Annotated in this window: 15 protein-coding genes; 8 read left to right on the plus strand and 7 right to left on the minus strand. The window is 55.7% G+C overall.

All coding sequences use genetic code 11. The features are described 5' to 3' along the window. Genes tpiA through BUC26_RS01470 form a run of 4 tightly spaced genes read right to left on the minus strand, consistent with a single transcriptional unit; the run spans nt 1 to nt 3,622 of the window. Nucleotides 1-762, minus strand: a complete 762-nt coding sequence (gene tpiA / locus BUC26_RS01455) for a triose-phosphate isomerase (RefSeq protein ID WP_073373046.1) — start codon at nt 760-762, stop codon at nt 1-3. 10 nt (nt 763-772) lie between these two features. Next, nucleotides 773-1,954 (minus strand): phosphoglycerate kinase, encoded by a 1,182-nt coding sequence (locus tag BUC26_RS01460; protein ID WP_073373047.1) that lies wholly within the window; start codon nt 1,952-1,954, stop codon nt 773-775. After that, entirely contained in the window at nt 1,951-2,415 is a 465-nt protein-coding gene (rimI, locus tag BUC26_RS01465) for a ribosomal protein S18-alanine N-acetyltransferase (RefSeq protein WP_161949785.1), read from the minus strand. The genes BUC26_RS01460 and rimI overlap by 4 nt, the downstream gene beginning before the upstream one ends. Continuing rightward, nucleotides 2,408-3,622: a type I glyceraldehyde-3-phosphate dehydrogenase gene (locus BUC26_RS01470; RefSeq protein WP_073373048.1), complete on the minus strand. Its 1,215-nt coding sequence runs from the start codon at nt 3,620-3,622 to the stop codon at nt 2,408-2,410. The genes rimI and BUC26_RS01470 overlap by 8 nt, the downstream gene beginning before the upstream one ends. A 200-nt stretch (nt 3,623-3,822) precedes the next feature. On the opposite strand from BUC26_RS01470, the gene sfsA reads away from it, so the two are divergent. Continuing rightward, nucleotides 3,823-4,554, plus strand: coding sequence for a DNA/RNA nuclease SfsA (sfsA, locus tag BUC26_RS01475; protein WP_073373049.1), 732 nt, complete (start codon nt 3,823-3,825; stop codon nt 4,552-4,554). Continuing rightward, nucleotides 4,544-5,248, plus strand: a complete 705-nt coding sequence (queC, locus tag BUC26_RS01480; protein WP_073373050.1) for a 7-cyano-7-deazaguanine synthase QueC — start codon at nt 4,544-4,546, stop codon at nt 5,246-5,248. Before sfsA ends, queC begins: the two co-directional genes overlap by 11 nt. 15 nt (nt 5,249-5,263) lie before the next feature. Here the strand turns inward: queC and BUC26_RS01485 are convergent, their stop codons facing one another. The 3 genes from BUC26_RS01485 to lepB all read right to left on the minus strand — a co-directional run bounded on the left by BUC26_RS01485 (nt 5,264) and on the right by lepB (nt 8,283). Beyond that, nucleotides 5,264-6,547 (minus strand): dihydroorotase, encoded by a 1,284-nt coding sequence (locus BUC26_RS01485; RefSeq protein WP_073373051.1) that lies wholly within the window; start codon nt 6,545-6,547, stop codon nt 5,264-5,266. 1 nt (nt 6,548) lies between these two features. Continuing rightward, complete coding sequence (locus BUC26_RS01490) at nt 6,549-7,511, minus strand: aspartate carbamoyltransferase catalytic subunit (RefSeq protein WP_167369251.1); 963 nt, start codon at nt 7,509-7,511, stop codon at nt 6,549-6,551. Nucleotides 7,512-7,638: 127 nt separating this feature from the next. Next, nucleotides 7,639-8,283 (minus strand): signal peptidase I, encoded by a 645-nt coding sequence (gene lepB, locus BUC26_RS01495; protein WP_073373053.1) that lies wholly within the window; start codon nt 8,281-8,283, stop codon nt 7,639-7,641. Between the two features lie 394 nt (nt 8,284-8,677). Between lepB and pilM the strand changes: the two genes are divergently transcribed. From pilM to mshL, 6 genes are all read left to right on the plus strand, one after another. Further along, complete coding sequence (pilM, locus tag BUC26_RS01500; RefSeq protein ID WP_073373054.1) at nt 8,678-9,736, plus strand: type IV pilus assembly protein PilM; 1,059 nt, start codon at nt 8,678-8,680, stop codon at nt 9,734-9,736. A gap of 25 nt (nt 9,737-9,761) precedes the next feature. After that, a complete protein-coding gene (locus tag BUC26_RS01505) occupies nt 9,762-10,352 on the plus strand; it encodes a PilN domain-containing protein (RefSeq protein ID WP_073373055.1) in 591 nt (196 codons plus the stop codon). A gap of 24 nt (nt 10,353-10,376) precedes the next feature. Continuing rightward, nucleotides 10,377-10,997 (plus strand): type IV pilus inner membrane component PilO, encoded by a 621-nt coding sequence (locus tag BUC26_RS01510; RefSeq protein ID WP_073373056.1) that lies wholly within the window; start codon nt 10,377-10,379, stop codon nt 10,995-10,997. 48 nt (nt 10,998-11,045) lie between these two features. Further along, nucleotides 11,046-11,582 (plus strand): pilus assembly protein PilP, encoded by a 537-nt coding sequence (locus BUC26_RS01515; protein ID WP_279626261.1) that lies wholly within the window; start codon nt 11,046-11,048, stop codon nt 11,580-11,582. A gap of 3 nt (nt 11,583-11,585) precedes the next feature. After that, nucleotides 11,586-13,097: a secretin and TonB N-terminal domain-containing protein gene (locus BUC26_RS01520; protein WP_073373058.1), complete on the plus strand. Its 1,512-nt coding sequence runs from the start codon at nt 11,586-11,588 to the stop codon at nt 13,095-13,097. A gap of 67 nt (nt 13,098-13,164) precedes the next feature. After that, nucleotides 13,165-14,877 (plus strand): pilus (MSHA type) biogenesis protein MshL, encoded by a 1,713-nt coding sequence (gene mshL / locus BUC26_RS01525; protein WP_073373059.1) that lies wholly within the window; start codon nt 13,165-13,167, stop codon nt 14,875-14,877. The last annotated feature ends 29 nt before the right edge of the window (nt 14,878-14,906 follow it).

Raw genomic sequence — 14,906 nt, forward strand, 5'->3', positions numbered from 1 at the left:
TTAACTACTCGTAAAATGAATAATCCGCCCGAACGTGTCAACGTCCAAGGCGGCTCCGCCGACCAGGGCGCCGTCGATATCGGGCTGCGCCATCAGTTCATCAATAGTGGTCGGTTTGACCGAGCCACCATACAATATTCTCGTTTGCGCGGCAATATCTTTTTCGAACAGATCGGCCAGCAACGTGCGGATAAAGGCGTGCGCTTCCTGGGCCTGGTCGTTGGAGGCCGTCTTGCCGGTACCGATCGCCCAGACCGGCTCATAGGCAATGGCAACCCGGCCCATCCGATCCGCAGCGATGTCCGCCAGCCCTTTTCTGATCTGCTCCTCCAGGACGGCAAACGTCTGGGACTTTTCCCGCTGGTACAGCGTTTCTCCAATGCAGAGGATGGCCAGCAGGCCGAAATCCAGGGCGCCCTTCAGGCGACGGTTGATCAGCTCATCGGTTTCCCCGAAAATCTGTCGCCGCTCCGAGTGACCGACCAGGGTCGCCGTCGCTCCCGCATCACGCAACATCACCGGGGATATCTCCCCGGTAAAAGCGCCCTTGCCTTCCCAGCAGACATTCTGCCCGGCCAGGATGATCGGTGCATCGCCAATGGTGTGCGCCACCTCGCTGAGCACCGTGAACGGCGGTGCCAGCAGCACGTCCCGATCGCTCACCCCGCGGCAGGCGGCAGCGATACCGGCGGCCAAGTTGCAGGCATCAATCAAGACGCCGTTCATCTTCCAGTTTCCGGCTATCAATGGTTTTCTCGACATAGCGCTCTCCTTAGCTATCTTCACTCAGCACGGCGACTCCGGGCAACTGCTTGCCTTCCATCATTTCCAGGAAAGCACCGCCACCGGTCGACATATAACCGATGTCACCGGCCACCCCTGCCTTTTTGATCGCCGCGTTGGAATCGCCGCCGCCGGTAATCGACAGGGCCGGCGAAGCAGCGATGGCCCGGGCCAGGGCCATGGTGCCGCGGGCAAACGGGTCCATTTCGAAGGCCCCCATCGGCCCGTTCCAGACGATGGTTCCGGCGTCGGCCAGCGCCTCGACAAAATAGGTGACGGTGGCCGGGCCGATATCAAGGGCCAGCCAGTTGTCCGGGATATCGAGACAGGTGACGTTTTTCACCGCCGCATCGGCGGTGAACCGTTCGGCCGCAACGACATCGACCGGCAGGTAGAGGTTGACGCCGGCAGCTTCGGCCTGGGCCATGAAATCTCTGGCCGCATCGAGCAGATCATCTTCGACCAGCGAGACGCCGACGCCAATGCCCCGGCTCTTGAGAAAGGTATTGGCCATCGCCCCGCCGATGATCATCCGGTCGACCCGGGGCAGGATGTTCTGCAGAACACCGAGCTTTGACGACACCTTGGCCCCGCCGATGATGGCGACCAGCGGCCGGATCGGATGTTCCATGGCCTGCTGAAAATAGTCGATTTCCCGGCTCAGCAGAAAACCGGCCGCCCTCTCGGCGACCCGCTGGGCAACGCCGACCACCGAGGCATGTGCTCGGTGAGAGACGGCAAAGGCGTCGTTGACATAGACATCGGCCAAGGCCGCCAGCTGCTCGCAGAATTCCGGCTCGTTTTTCGTCTCCTGCTCATGAAACCGCAGGTTCTCCAGCATCAGCACCGCGCCGGGCTCCAATCGCTCAACCAGGCCGACGACTTCTTCACCGACACAGTCGGGGGCCATTGCCACCGGGCCGTCAAGCAACCGCTCCAGGTGGGCGCCAATCGGCGCCATGCTCAGATCTTCAACCCGTTTTCCCTTCGGCCGGCCGCGATGGGAACAGATGATCAACCGGCCCTGCTGTTCCCGGATATACTGCAAGGTCGGCAGGGCCTCGCGCATGCGGATATCGTCGGTGATTTCACCGCCGTCCATCGGCACGTTGAAATCGACCCGGACAAGGACGCGTTTTCCCTGCAATGTTAGTTCACGAATTGTTTTCATATCGTCTCCCTCCCCTGTCCAATGGCTTTGCGCATCAGCAGCGCATCGTCCTGAGGATCGTGGTAATAACGGGGTCGGCGGCCGACCGACGCAAATCCCTCATGGCGATAAAAGGCAACGGCGCCAGCATTGGCCGCCCGGACTTCCAGCAGCAGCGTCGTCACCCCGCTGCCGCGCAATCGACACTCCAGTTCTGCCAACAGCAGAGCGCCGATCCCCTGGCGACGATGCGACCCGGCCACGGTTATCTTCAACACCTCGGCCTCGGCCCCGCAAAACCGGCTGCAGCACCAGCCGATAACCGCTCCCCGCTCGGCCGCCACCAGGCCGACCTGATTCGCGGCCGCCAGCTCTGCATCGATCTGTCGTTCCGACCAGGGCGAGAGACCCTGCCGTTCAAGCAGAGCAATCGAGGCCAGGTGATGGGCGGCCAGTACACTCAGTTCGATCTTCTTAGACAATCGAATCGGCCACCTTCATGGTCAAGTCACCGAGCATATTGGTATAACTGCCCAACTCGTTGTCATACCAACCGTAGATTACCGCCTGGGTAACCGGGACCTCAAGCAGTGCGTCCTTGCCGCCGGCCGTCCCGGCCTGGGTCTTGGCCAGGTTGACGAAGATGGAAGCGGTCCGGGTATGGGTTTCGGTGCTCTCGATGATGGCGGCCGCCCGCGGCACCCCGATAATGTCAGAGGAAACGTTTTGCTGCTCGCTGTATTCCAGATACGGATTATGGGCGGCGTAATCGCGGTAGAGACCGTTAATGAAATCACGCTGGGTCGGCTTGCCCGGTTCGTCCTGAATATTGATGACCAGAATAATCAACGAGCCCGTCGACGTCGGAATTCGCACCGATTCGGCGATAAAACCGATGTTTTTCATCTCCGGAATGACCAGGGAGAGCGCCTTGGCGGCACCGGTGGTGGTCAGGATGATATTGTTCAGGATGGAGCGGTTTTTCCGCAGATCGGCCGCACCGGAGCCCGGCAGCCGGTCGAGAACCTGCTGGGTCCCAGTAGCCGCATGGACGGTCACCATCGAGGCGCTCATCAGGTTTTCCGCACCGATTTTCTCGAGCAGCGGCTTGATCATATAGGACAGACAGGTCGTCGTGCAGGAGGCGGCGGAGATAACGTTGTGGCTGGCGGCCTGATAGTCGTCATCGTTGATACCCATGACCATAGTAATCGCATCACCCGGCATGTCGAGACCCTTGGCCTTGATCTTGAACGGCGCCGACAGGATCACCTTGGCCGCCCCCGCTTCCAGGTGCCCGCGCAGCGCACCTTTCGCCTCACCGGCGTCGGCGGTCGGGTCCTTGAACACACCGGTAGTGTCGACGACAAGCTTGACTCCGTTTTCTCGCCAGGGGATGTCCTGCGGATTGCGGTCCCGCCGCAGTATGCGGACCGGCACACCGTCGATACGCATCCGACCGGTTTCCTCGCTCAACTCCTCGATCACCCGGCCGGTCTGATGGCCATGGAGATAGGCCCCGAGCCGCCCGTAGGTCGAATCACGCTCGATGGCCGCCGCCAGATCGTCGAGGCTGCTACCGACATCGCGGCCGATGTTGACGACGATTTCCGAGAGCTGTTTCCGGGAGACATGCGTCCATAACGATAGCTTTCCGATACGGCCGAGACCATTTATTCCTAATTTCATGGGAACGCTCCTCCTTTGCTGGTATAAAAAAGGACGGCATCATCCCCGGCCTCTGCCGTTTGTCGATCGGTCGCAACCGACGAAAACCACGGGGACGATGGCAAGAAAAGTGAAACCGAAATGTCGCCGCATCGGCCGTAACCGAGCTGGCAACTCATCTCATTAATAGCACCAGTGATCAGAAAATTCCAGTCAGAATCATGTATTTCCCGGTCCCACTGAAACCGGCGACCCTGATTCGCCGCTACAAACGCTTCCTTGCCGATATCCGTCTCCCCAACGACACGGAACTCACCGTTCACTGTCCGAACTCCGGGTCGATGAAGACCTGCTCGGCACCCGGCAGCCCGGTTTACTATTCAACCTCGGACAACCCGACAAGGAAATATCCGCAGACGCTGGAAATGGTCCACAACGGCAACGTCTGGGTGGGCATCAACACCGCGCGCACCAACGGTATTGTCGCCGAAGGGCTGAAAAACGGGGTGATTGAAGAGCTGTGGCCGGTTGACTCACTAGTCAGGGAAGTCAAGACCTCCCCCGACTGCCGTCTCGATCTGCTGGTGGAGAGCGGCGACCAGCAGATCTTTATCGAGGTAAAAAACTGCACCTATGTCGACAGCGGCTGCGCCCTGTTCCCCGATGCGATCACCGCCCGCGGCACCAAGCACTTGCTGGAACTGGCGCGGCTGGTTCAGGAAGGCCGACGCGGCGTCATTATCTGGCTGGTACAGCGCCGGGATGCGGACCGCTTCGCCCCGGCGGCGGCAATCGATCCGCACTACGCTGACACCCTGGCCACCGTCAGTCGGCAGGGCGTCGAGATGCTTGCCTATCAAGCCGCCGTTACGCCCGAATCGATCGACATCGTCCGTTCCCTGCCGGTCATCTTGAACAACAAGCGAGAACGACAGAACCACCATGGAAAATAGACCACTATCACCCCGGGCGGTCATCCTGCTCAGCGGCGGCCTCGACTCGACCACGGTACTCGCCATCGCGTCGGCACAGGGCTACGATTGCTACTGCCTGAGTTTTCGTTACGGCCAGAAACAAGCCATCGAGCTGCAGCGCGCGGCCCGCATAGCCGAGCACTTCAACGCCCGGCGCCACCTGATCCTGCAGCTCGATCTCGGCCTGATCGGCGGTTCGGCGTTAACCGACAACATAGCTGTCCCCAAAGACCGCGACCTGGAGAGATGCACCGACATTCCGGTCACCTACGTGCCGGCCCGCAACACGATCATGCTTGCCCACGCGCTTGCCTGGGCGGAGGTGATCGGGGCGGCGGAGATTTTTATCGGCGTCAACGCCGTCGACTACTCCGGCTATCCCGACTGCCGCCCGGAATTTCTCGAAGCCTTCACGGTCATGGCCAATCTCGGCACCAAAGCGGGCAGCACCGCCGGCGACCATTTCCAGATTCGCGCGCCGCTGATGACCATGAGCAAGGCCGAAATCATCAGGACCGGCCTGTCTCTGGGGGTTGATTACTCGATGACGCACAGTTGCTACGATCCGGATGCGGACGCCGCCTGTGGTAGATGTGACGCCTGCCTGCTGCGCCTGCGCGGCTTTGCCGAGGTCGGCATCACCGATCCGGCACCGTATAGAGGGACTATCTAGAAGATAACGCTGAGATCAGTTCGGCATCAGCTCGGCATGGGTGATCCGGCCGCCGCAGACGGTCAGCACCGCTTTGCCGGTCAGCTCCCGCCCCAGGAAGGGGCTGTTCCTGCTCTTGCTGACAATCGTCTCTTCGGCAAAGACAAAGCGTTTCCGCGGGTCGATCACGGTCACATCGGCAGGGCTGCCGATTGCCAGAGAGCCGCCGGCAACACCGAGAATCCGGGCTGGATTGACCGAGAGCAGCTCGACCAGCCGGCCAACCGACAGGGAACCGTCACGGACCAGGGCCAGCGCCAGCGGCAGCGCAGTTTCCAGACCGATGATGCCGTTTGCCGCCAGGTCGAACTCGATATCCTTTTCCAGCACGGAATGTGGGGCGTGATCGGTGGCAATGGCATCAAACGTCCCGTCGCCGAGCGCCTCGATAATGACCCGACGATCGATTTCACTGCGCAACGGCGGGTTCATTTTAGCATTGGTGTTGTACCCGCGCACCGCCTCGTCGGTTAACGAAAAATAGTGGGGCGCCGTTTCCGCGGTAACGCCGATGCCGCGATCCTTGGCACGCCGGATCAGGTCGACACTGGCCGCGGTACTGATATGGGCCAGGTGCATCCTGGTGCCGGTCAACTCCGCCAGGGCGATCTCGCGATAGACCATGATCGCCTCGGCGGCGGCGGGAATGCCGCGCAACCCGAGCCGGGTGGAGACAAATCCCTCGTGCATGGAACCGTTGCGGCTCAGCGCGTCGTCTTCCGGGTGGGAAATTATCGGTAGGCCGTGGCTGCCCGCATACTCCAGGGCTCGCCGCATCAACTGGCTGTTCATCACCGGCCGGCCGTCGTCGGAGACCGCCACGATACCGGCCTCCTTCATCTCTGCATATTCGGCCAGTTCGCCGCCTGCACTGCCCTTGCTGACGGCGCCGACCGGGTAGACCCGGGCCGCCCCCTGCTCGGCAGTGCGCAGGATAAAGGTGGTAACCGAGCCGCAATCATTGACCGGCTTGGTATTGGGCATACAGGCCACACCGGTGAAACCGCCCGCAGCTGCGGCCCGGGTACCGGAAACAATGGTTTCCTTGTATTCCTCGCCGGGTTCCCGGAGATGGACATGCATGTCAATGAGGCCCGGCACCACCCAACATCCTTCGGCGTCGAAACGCTGCGCCCCATCGGCCGGCACTGACCCGGCCGCGACGATTCGGCCGTCGCAGATCCACAGTTCACCATGGCTGTCAACCCCATGCAGCGGATCGATGATCCTGCCGTTATCCACGATGATCACTACTGACATCTCATCCCTCCGTATCCTGGCTCTCTTTGACACCGCCGAGCACCAGGTAGAGCAACGCCATCCGCACCGCGACACCGTTGGTCACCTGATCGAGAATGACCGACCAGGGACCGTCGGCCACATCGGGGCTCATCTCCACCCCTCGGTTGATAGGACCGGGGTGCATGATCAACACGTCGTCACGGGCATACTGCAGCACCTCTCGGTTGATGCCATAGCGAATTGCGTATTCCCGCAGGGAGGGGATCAACGGGTCCTGCTGTCGCTCCTTCTGGATACGCAGGGCCATGACCACATCGGCGCCGGTAACCGCTTCCTTGACCGTCGCGGCGACCTCCACTTCTGCCGAGGCGATACCGTACGGGATGAAGGTTGCCGGACCGGCCAGGCAGACCCGTGCCCCGAGACGAGTAAAACCGATGATATCGGAACCGGCCACCCGGCTGTGCGAGATATCGCCGACGATGGCGATTTTCAGTCCGTCAAGACGCTCCTTGTGTTCCAGGATGGTCATGATATCGAGCAGTCCCTGGCTCGGATGTTCATGGGTGCCGTCACCGGCGTTGATCACCGGGCAGTCGACATGGCGGGCCAGCAGGTGCGGGGCCCCGGAGCTTGAATGGCGCAGCACGATGATATCGGGATTCATCGCCTCGATATTGCGCGCCGTATCGATGATCGTCTCACCCTTGGCGGCGGAACTGGTCGATGAGGCGATGTTGAAGGTATCGGCGCTCATCCGTTTGGCGGCAATTTCGAAGGAAAGCCGGGTCCTGGTGGACGGTTCGAGAAAGAGGTTGACGACGGTTTTTCCACGCAGGGTGGGAACTTTCTTGATCGAACGATTGGAGATTTCCTTGAAGGAGTGCGCCGTTGCGATGATATATTCGATATCTTCGCGCGACATCTGCTCGAGCCCGAAGATATGTTTATGCCTGAACACATGAGTCTGCTGCCCGGTCATCATGCCCTCACTGCGTTATGGTTCCCGTGAACGCCGACACCACAGCCGGCGCTCCCATCGATCGCGATACGGAAAAGCAAACGGCATACAGTGCGACAACGGAAGTCTCCGGACCCGGCAACGCGAGTCAACGAATGATATCCCCGAGGCGATCCCACCTGATCGAGGCAAAGCGGTCGACAGACAGGAGCGGCTCGTCGATATCCCAGGACCAGTAGATAATCATTGCCTTCCCGAGGATATCGGCATCGTCGACGAACCCCCAGAAGCGGCTGTCCGAACTGTTGTCCCGATTATCCCCCATGACGAAATATTTGTCGGGCGGCACGACGATCGGCCCGAGATTGTCCTTGGGACTGATGTCTCCCGGCAGCACCTGTGCCGAGGTGAAATGGGCATGCGGATCGTCGATCGGGCTATCGTTAATCAACAGGGTCTTATCCCTGATCTCGAGTTTGTCACCGGGGAGCCCGATCACTCGCTTAATATAATCCGTCGATCGGTCTCGGGGAAAGCGAAAAACGATAATATCACCGCGCTTCGGCTCTTTGATCGGCACCAGCACCGTACCGGCAAACGGCAGGCGGATGCCGTAGATAAACTTATTGACCAGCAGGTGATCGCCGATTTGCAGCGTCGGCAACATCGAACCCGATGGAATTTTAAACGCCTGAACGACAAAGGTCCTGATGAAAAGAGCCAACAGAATAGCGATTCCAATCGCTTCCGCATATTCTCTGACAACCGACTTCTTTTTTTGCTCGGTGCTCACCTGCTATCCCTCACTTTGGGTATCGACCATGCCTGAATTGAGATGATAAATCGTCCCGGCAAAGCTACTTGAAAACGGATCTTTATACAAGAACGATCACCCGATGACCAGAGATATCAAACTCTTTTTCTTTATCGGCAAGGAGTTACGCTGTATACTACATGATGAGTGCGAACGACTTACACCAACCATATATAGTAGTAATCCAGTTTCGAAATGGTTATTAAGTTGAATAACTCCCTGTTTAAAATAGAAAAAGGTTTGCATTTTTTCCTTCCTTTTTCTTGACAAACCTCACTTTTTATGTCCTTAATGTAATTTAAGTTGGAAAGTCTGTAATTTATTGGCTATTCCTTGACTCCAAACATACCAATAGAGCATTCTGCCTGCAGACATGAAACTGCCGTTTATCTCTTCTGAAGAACTCGTGGTCGGTGTCGATATCGGCTCACATGCTGTCAAGGTGTGCCAGCTCAAACGTTCCGACAAGGCCTATTCCGTCGTCTGTCTCGGCACCGCCATCCTGCCGGAAGGCGCAGTCGACGACGGAACCCTGAATGAACCCGAAGTGGTCGGCGCCGTCGTCGCCGACCTGTTCAAGAATTTGAAGATCAAAAAGAAGAAGGTGGGTTTTTCCATCTCCGGTTATTCGGTGATCGTCAAGAAGGTCAATCTGGCGGTGATGAGCGACGATCAGATGGAAGAACACATCATGAGCGAAGCGGAACAATACATCCCGTTCGACATCAAAGATGTCTATCTCGACTTCCAGGACTTGAAGACCGGCACCAACGAAAATGAGCGGACCGATGTCATGCTGGTGGCCGCCAAGAAAGAGATCGTCGACGATTATCTCGATATGCTCGAGAATATCGGCCTGCAGGCGACCGTCGTCGACGTCGACGGGTTCGCGCTGGAAAACACCTACGAATACAACACGCCGAAAACCGGCAATGTCGCCCTGGTCGATATCGGCGCCGCCAAGATGAACATCAATATCATCTCCAGGGGTATTTCCGTCGTTGCCCGTGATATCGTGGTCGGTAGCCGACAGCTGACCGAACAGATCATGAACCAGTTCGATATCGACTTCGACGAGGCGGAAGCCATCAAACTCGGACGCATGTCGGCCGAGGACAAGCAGGAAGAACTCGAGCAGATCTTTACCACGGTCTGTACCCAGTGGGTCCTGGAGATCAAAAAAGCGATCGACCTCTACCATTCGAATTACCCGGACGCCCCGCTTGAACACCTCATCCTGAGCGGCGGCGGCGCCAAGGTTGGCGGCCTGACCGATTACCTGCACAGGGAGACCGGCCTGCCCGTCGAGTTGTTCAACCCCTTTGCCAACATGATTTCCAACGACAAGAAGATCGACCCTGAGTACCTGAAAAGCGTCGGCCCGGAAATGGCCATCGCTTCGGGAATTGCCATCAGGCCATCGGTCGTATAAGGAGCTTCCCGAGCCCAGGTGAGCCATGCTGAAAATCAACCTCCTTCCCATCAGGCAGCTGAAAAAGCGGGCCAAGGCGCGCAACCAGATCCTTGCCGCCCTCGTGATCTTCTGCGGCGTACTGGTCCTGTTGACCTTTGTCGGCATGCTGCAGGCAGCGAGGATTTCTTCGCTCAACGAGGAAATCCAGGCACGAGAAAAGGAAAAAAAATCCTTTGACAAGGTCGTCCAGGAACTTGCCGAGCTCGAACAGAAACGGCTTGAACTCAACGAAAAAATCCGTATTATCAATCAGCTTAAAACCGATAGTTACCTGACGGTTCACGTCCTGGATGAAGTTGCCAAGCTGATCGACAACAACAGAATGTGGCTGACTTCGCTCAACCAGAGCGGTGGGCGACTTTCCCTGTCGGGCTATGCACTGGACAACGAAACGATCGCGCAATTCATGGACGAACTGAGGTTCAAATCACCCTATGTTAATTCGGTCGGCCTGAGCAACAGTTCGCTGGGGTCGGTCAGCGGTAAGGACCTGAAATCCTTCAGTCTGGTCTGCGATGTCAGATCGCCGGCAACGACCACCGAAACGGCCCCTGATGAAGGGAAGCAACAGTAACATATTCAGGAATATCGTCAGCCCATGAGAAAGAAAGACTCAAAATTCACAGCGTTCCTGGACAAGAAATATATCCCGCTGGATAACCGTATCAAACTCGGGATCGCCGCGCTGTTGCTCATCCTGCCCATCGTGGTGTTTTATTTCGTCTTCTATCAAGCAAACCAGGATACGATTGCCGGTCTCGAGAAGAAGAGTGCCACCTTGGCTGACGATATCAGAAAGCTCCAGCAGAAAGAGCGCAACAAACCGCAACTTGTTGCCGAGGTGGCAAAAATCGAGGAGGAATTCGAGCGAGCTGCCCAGATGCTACCGAAAGAGCAAGAGATCCCGTCTCTGCTGAAAGATATCTCTGCCCTTGGCCAGAACGCCGGTCTGGACTTTCTCTCTTTCGTGCCGCGTCCTGAAACACCCCGCGATTATTACAACGAGATTCCCGTGGACATCACCGTTCGCGGGCCTTATCACTCAGTGGGCTACTTCTTCGATCAGATCAGCAAGCTCGACCGTATCGTCAGTGTCTCCAATATCACCATGGGCTCACCACAGAAAGTTACCGGCGAGATGCTGCTGGATTCTCAATGCCAGTTGATGACCTATCGTTTTACCAATGTCAAAATTTCCGAGGACAAGAAAAAGAAATGAGACCCGGTCAACGATAATGCGTTTTAATTTCAGCCCCATGCCATGACCATGATTGCTCGAACCCAGCTCAGCACCCTTTTTCTGCTTTCTGTCGCTTTACTGCTGATTTTGTCGGCTACTGCCACAATCGCGGCAGATGAATCATCGAACGCTCAGGTCGATGAAGCCACGTCGTCGACAGGAGCGGAGCCATTGGCTATCAAATCGAGTACGGAAACCTTCGAATACCGCATTGAAGGTCGCGCTGATCCATTCATGCCTTTTATCACCGAGCGTTCCACCCGCAACGAAAATCCGGATGAAATCATCGAGGAAGACAAAATCCTGACCGGCATGCAACTCTTTGAGCCGTCTCAGTTGACGCTCGTTGCCCTGATGGCCACAGAGAACGACAAATTCGCAATGGTTCAGGATTTCACCGGCAAAGGCTACATCATCAAGGAAGGTACGAAGATCGGCAGGCGGGGCGCGGTTTCAGAAATAGCACCGGGCCGGGTTATCATCGAAGAAACAGCCAGGACCCGAAGCGGGGAAATCCTGACCAACAAAATTGCCATGGTATTAAAGAAAGAGGGAGAAGAATAGACAATGTATACACGGCTTATCAAGACCACACTGGCCATCATCTCCGTTATTTGCCTCTCTCATTCCCTCGCTCAGGTCGCTCCGGCGGCCGACCAGGCGCAAACCGGCAGTGCCTACCAGGTCAGAGCGGTCAAGACGGAGATAGGTTCAGACAACTTGTCTCTGCTGCTGATCGGTGAAAGCGCTCCGGCTTATACGGTTTCCGAACGTTTCGATCCATACCGTCTGGTTGTCGACATCGCCGAGGCGGAATTCAACAGTGAAATCAATCTTGATCAACTCCTCCCGGAAAACGATATCGCCAAGCTCCATCTCTCTATCCTGAAAGACCAAGAGCCGTCTATTGCCCGCCTAGAATTCGCCCTGGGCGAAGACAGCACGTACGATGTCCAGCGGGTGCTCAACAACCTGCGCATCGAGATCACCGCGCAGCCGGCAGTTGCCGAGACAGCCGCGGCGACACCATCGCCCCAGGACGATCCTGTTGCCGACTCCTTGTTCGACACACCGACAACTGACGTCGCTATGGCTGAGCCAGCAGAACGGCAGCAAAGTGAAGCGGAAAAAATGAAAGATAACTTTTCATTTTCCGGCTATAAGAGCGAGCGAATCAGCGTCGATTTTTACAAAATCGATATCCATAATGTCTTCCGTTTGTTCCGGGAAATTTCCGACATAAATATCATCGTTGATGAAGCCGTTAACGGCTCCATCACCATTGCCCTCAACGATGTCCCATGGGAGTTTGCCCTCGATATAGTCCTGAACCTTGCCGACCTGAAGAAAGAAGAGCGGTTCAACACAATTGTCATCTATCCGAAGGATAAACAATTCATCTGGCCGGAACGAGCCATGGACAACCTCAGCTTCGAGGCTGATGTAGAGGTCGTCCAGCAGGAAGCCCTAATCATTCAGGAATCGGCCAGTCAACCGGCTGAAATTATGCAAGCCAAGGAACTGCTCCGCCAAGCTCGCGCCGTGGAGCAAAAGGACGATTTCGAGGAAGCTGCTAAACTGTACGAAAAAGCAGCCGAACTTTGGCCGGACAACGCAAAGATTACTACAAAATTGGCCAATTTGTATCTCGGTCGCCTGAATATGAATGCCAAGGCACTGCACTACGGGAAACTGGCCCTTGAGAAAGCTCCGGACAACACCAAGGCTGCTCTCTATTGCGCCATCAGTTCAGCCAACATGGACCGACTGCCGGAAGCGGTCGATTATTTCACTCAAAGTATCAGTGATGATCCTCCTTTGGAGGAAGCCCTATTCAGCTATGCTGCCTTCAGCGAAAATAACAACCAGGAAAGGATTGCGCTGAAACTGCTCGACACGTACAGCCAGCATTATGGCGACAACCTACATTCCCTGCTGAGCAGAGCCCGTATCTATGACAAACTTGGTGAGTATGAAAAAGCTACCGCAAATTACAAAGCACTGCTCTCGTCCGGGTTTCAGATGCGACTTGACTTGAAAGAATACGTGGAGCAAAGAGTCTCAGCGGCAATCCGCTGAACACATATATTATAAAGGCATCAATCAATAACCAGTTTTGTCACCACTGCCGACGAGGTTCTCAAAGATGAAGGCTATCAAAGGACTACTAGTTTATCTGGCAATCATGCTGTTTCTGCTCGCATCGTGTAGCACTCGCCAAGATACCGTAACTGAAAGCGACGTTGAAGTCACACCACCGGCGACTGAGCAACCAGCTACTCCAGATACCCAAGCTGGGTTGAAAGGACCGGGAAACCTTCCGGTAATGTACCAGACTCCTGCCTATATCGTTGGTATCGAGGGGGATGAAGAACTGGATCTGGGCAACGATGCAACCACCGTCAAAGTCGGGGCCACCATTAAATCCACGAGAGGTCCGCAACCGCTCTGGGACATCCTCAAGCGATTGGCGGCCCTGAAAAACATGAACGTCTCCTGGGCCAGTGATGTCGATCAGCAGGTGCTTGTCGATGTCGATATCAACGCCAATGATGATTTTTATGAAGCAATCGACAACCTTCTGAGGCAAGTTGATTATTTCCACGAAATGCAGGGAAACACGATCGTCGTCAAATACAAAGAGACAAGACAGTTCCGTGTGGCCATGCCGTTCGTGAAATCAGATTACAAGACTGGAGTAGGGGGAAATCTGCTTGGTAGTGATGAACTATCCAACAACGTTGACGGAACTATCGAGCTCAAGGCGGAAGGCAATACGTTCGATATCTGGGAAAACATCCAGACAAATATGGATAAAATTATCGCCCTCTGGAGCACGACGGCAGTAACTCAAGCTGCGGAACCCGAAACCGCAGAAGAAGATGGCGGAAACTCCACTACTGCCGACGAAACGCAAGTTATGGCAACACGCCAAATCTCTTCGGGAGGTGTAACGTATCTTATCGACAAACCGGTCGGGATTGTAACCGTCACCGCTCCCCGACCCTTACTTAACGAGCTGCAAAATTATTTTGACAGTCTTACCACCGAGCTCTACAAGCAAATCGCCATCGAGGCAAAAATCATCGAGGTCAAGCTGACCGATAACTCCTCAATCGGTATCAACTGGAACAAAGTTCTTCAAAATTTCAGCGTTATGGGCACTGTCACCTTCGGTGATCCCAGCAGAGATGGACAGATTTGGCCATATGTCAGTTCAAATAACAGCAGTTTTGATGATGGCTTCGAGCATGGCAAAATCTACGATCCAACCAGATTCGTTTCCAAGCTTGCCCTCAACCCTGCCAATTTCGAAGTGCTTCTCAATGCTCTTGAGACGCAGGGAGACACGCAAGTCCTTTCAAACCCGAAAATCAGTGTCATGAACGGCCAGCCAGCCCTGCTGACGGTGGGACGAAATGTCACTTATATCGACAGCGTCGATGCTGAATACGATTCAGATACCGGGTTCATTACCTATACGACCGAAACAGAGAGAATCCTGTCCGGTCTGGGGCTGGTGCTTACCGCAACTATCCTCGACGACAAAGAGGTAATCATGAACCTGGTACCGATCACCTCCGAACTCGTTGAACCGATTGAATATAAAGAATTTGGAACACTCGGAACGATAGTCGGTCTGCCCATTGTTAATGTTCGGGAAATGAGCACAACTGTGCGCATCAAGGATAATGAGATGCTGGTCATCGGTGGACTTATTAACGAAATTAAAGATACCGACAGCAATTTCTTCCCGATGCTTGGAAAAGTTCCAATACTCCGCTATCTGTTCGGGTTCGAAGAGAAAACCAACGAAAAACGTGAACTCATTATTCTGTTAAAACCGCGGATCCTTTAATTGAAGAAACAACTGTTTCCGATTTACCA

The sequence above is a fragment of the Desulfofustis glycolicus DSM 9705 genome (genome assembly GCF_900130015.1).
GTDB lineage: Bacteria > Desulfobacterota > Desulfobulbia > Desulfobulbales > Desulfocapsaceae > Desulfofustis > Desulfofustis glycolicus.

What these genes read in the sequence shown, in the direction of transcription:
- tpiA (WP_073373046.1), bottom strand. Translation starts at nt 762, where the DNA reads ATGTCGAGAAAACCATTGATAGCCGGAAACTGGAAGATGAACGGCGTC.
- BUC26_RS01460 (WP_073373047.1), bottom strand. Translation starts at nt 1,954, where the DNA reads ATGAAAACAATTCGTGAACTAACATTGCAGGGAAAACGCGTCCTTGTC.
- BUC26_RS01470 (WP_073373048.1), bottom strand. Translation starts at nt 3,622, where the DNA reads ATGAAATTAGGAATAAATGGTCTCGGCCGTATCGGAAAGCTATCGTTA.
- sfsA (WP_073373049.1), top strand. Translation starts at nt 3,823, where the DNA reads ATGTATTTCCCGGTCCCACTGAAACCGGCGACCCTGATTCGCCGCTAC.
- queC (WP_073373050.1), top strand. Translation starts at nt 4,544, where the DNA reads ATGGAAAATAGACCACTATCACCCCGGGCGGTCATCCTGCTCAGCGGC.
- BUC26_RS01485 (WP_073373051.1), bottom strand. Translation starts at nt 6,547, where the DNA reads ATGTCAGTAGTGATCATCGTGGATAACGGCAGGATCATCGATCCGCTG.
- BUC26_RS01490 (WP_167369251.1), bottom strand. Translation starts at nt 7,511, where the DNA reads ATGACCGGGCAGCAGACTCATGTGTTCAGGCATAAACATATCTTCGGG.
- pilM (WP_073373054.1), top strand. Translation starts at nt 8,678, where the DNA reads ATGAAACTGCCGTTTATCTCTTCTGAAGAACTCGTGGTCGGTGTCGAT.
- BUC26_RS01505 (WP_073373055.1), top strand. Translation starts at nt 9,762, where the DNA reads ATGCTGAAAATCAACCTCCTTCCCATCAGGCAGCTGAAAAAGCGGGCC.
- BUC26_RS01510 (WP_073373056.1), top strand. Translation starts at nt 10,377, where the DNA reads ATGAGAAAGAAAGACTCAAAATTCACAGCGTTCCTGGACAAGAAATAT.
- BUC26_RS01515 (WP_279626261.1), top strand. Translation starts at nt 11,046, where the DNA reads ATGATTGCTCGAACCCAGCTCAGCACCCTTTTTCTGCTTTCTGTCGCT.
- BUC26_RS01520 (WP_073373058.1), top strand. Translation starts at nt 11,586, where the DNA reads ATGTATACACGGCTTATCAAGACCACACTGGCCATCATCTCCGTTATT.
- mshL (WP_073373059.1), top strand. Translation starts at nt 13,165, where the DNA reads ATGAAGGCTATCAAAGGACTACTAGTTTATCTGGCAATCATGCTGTTT.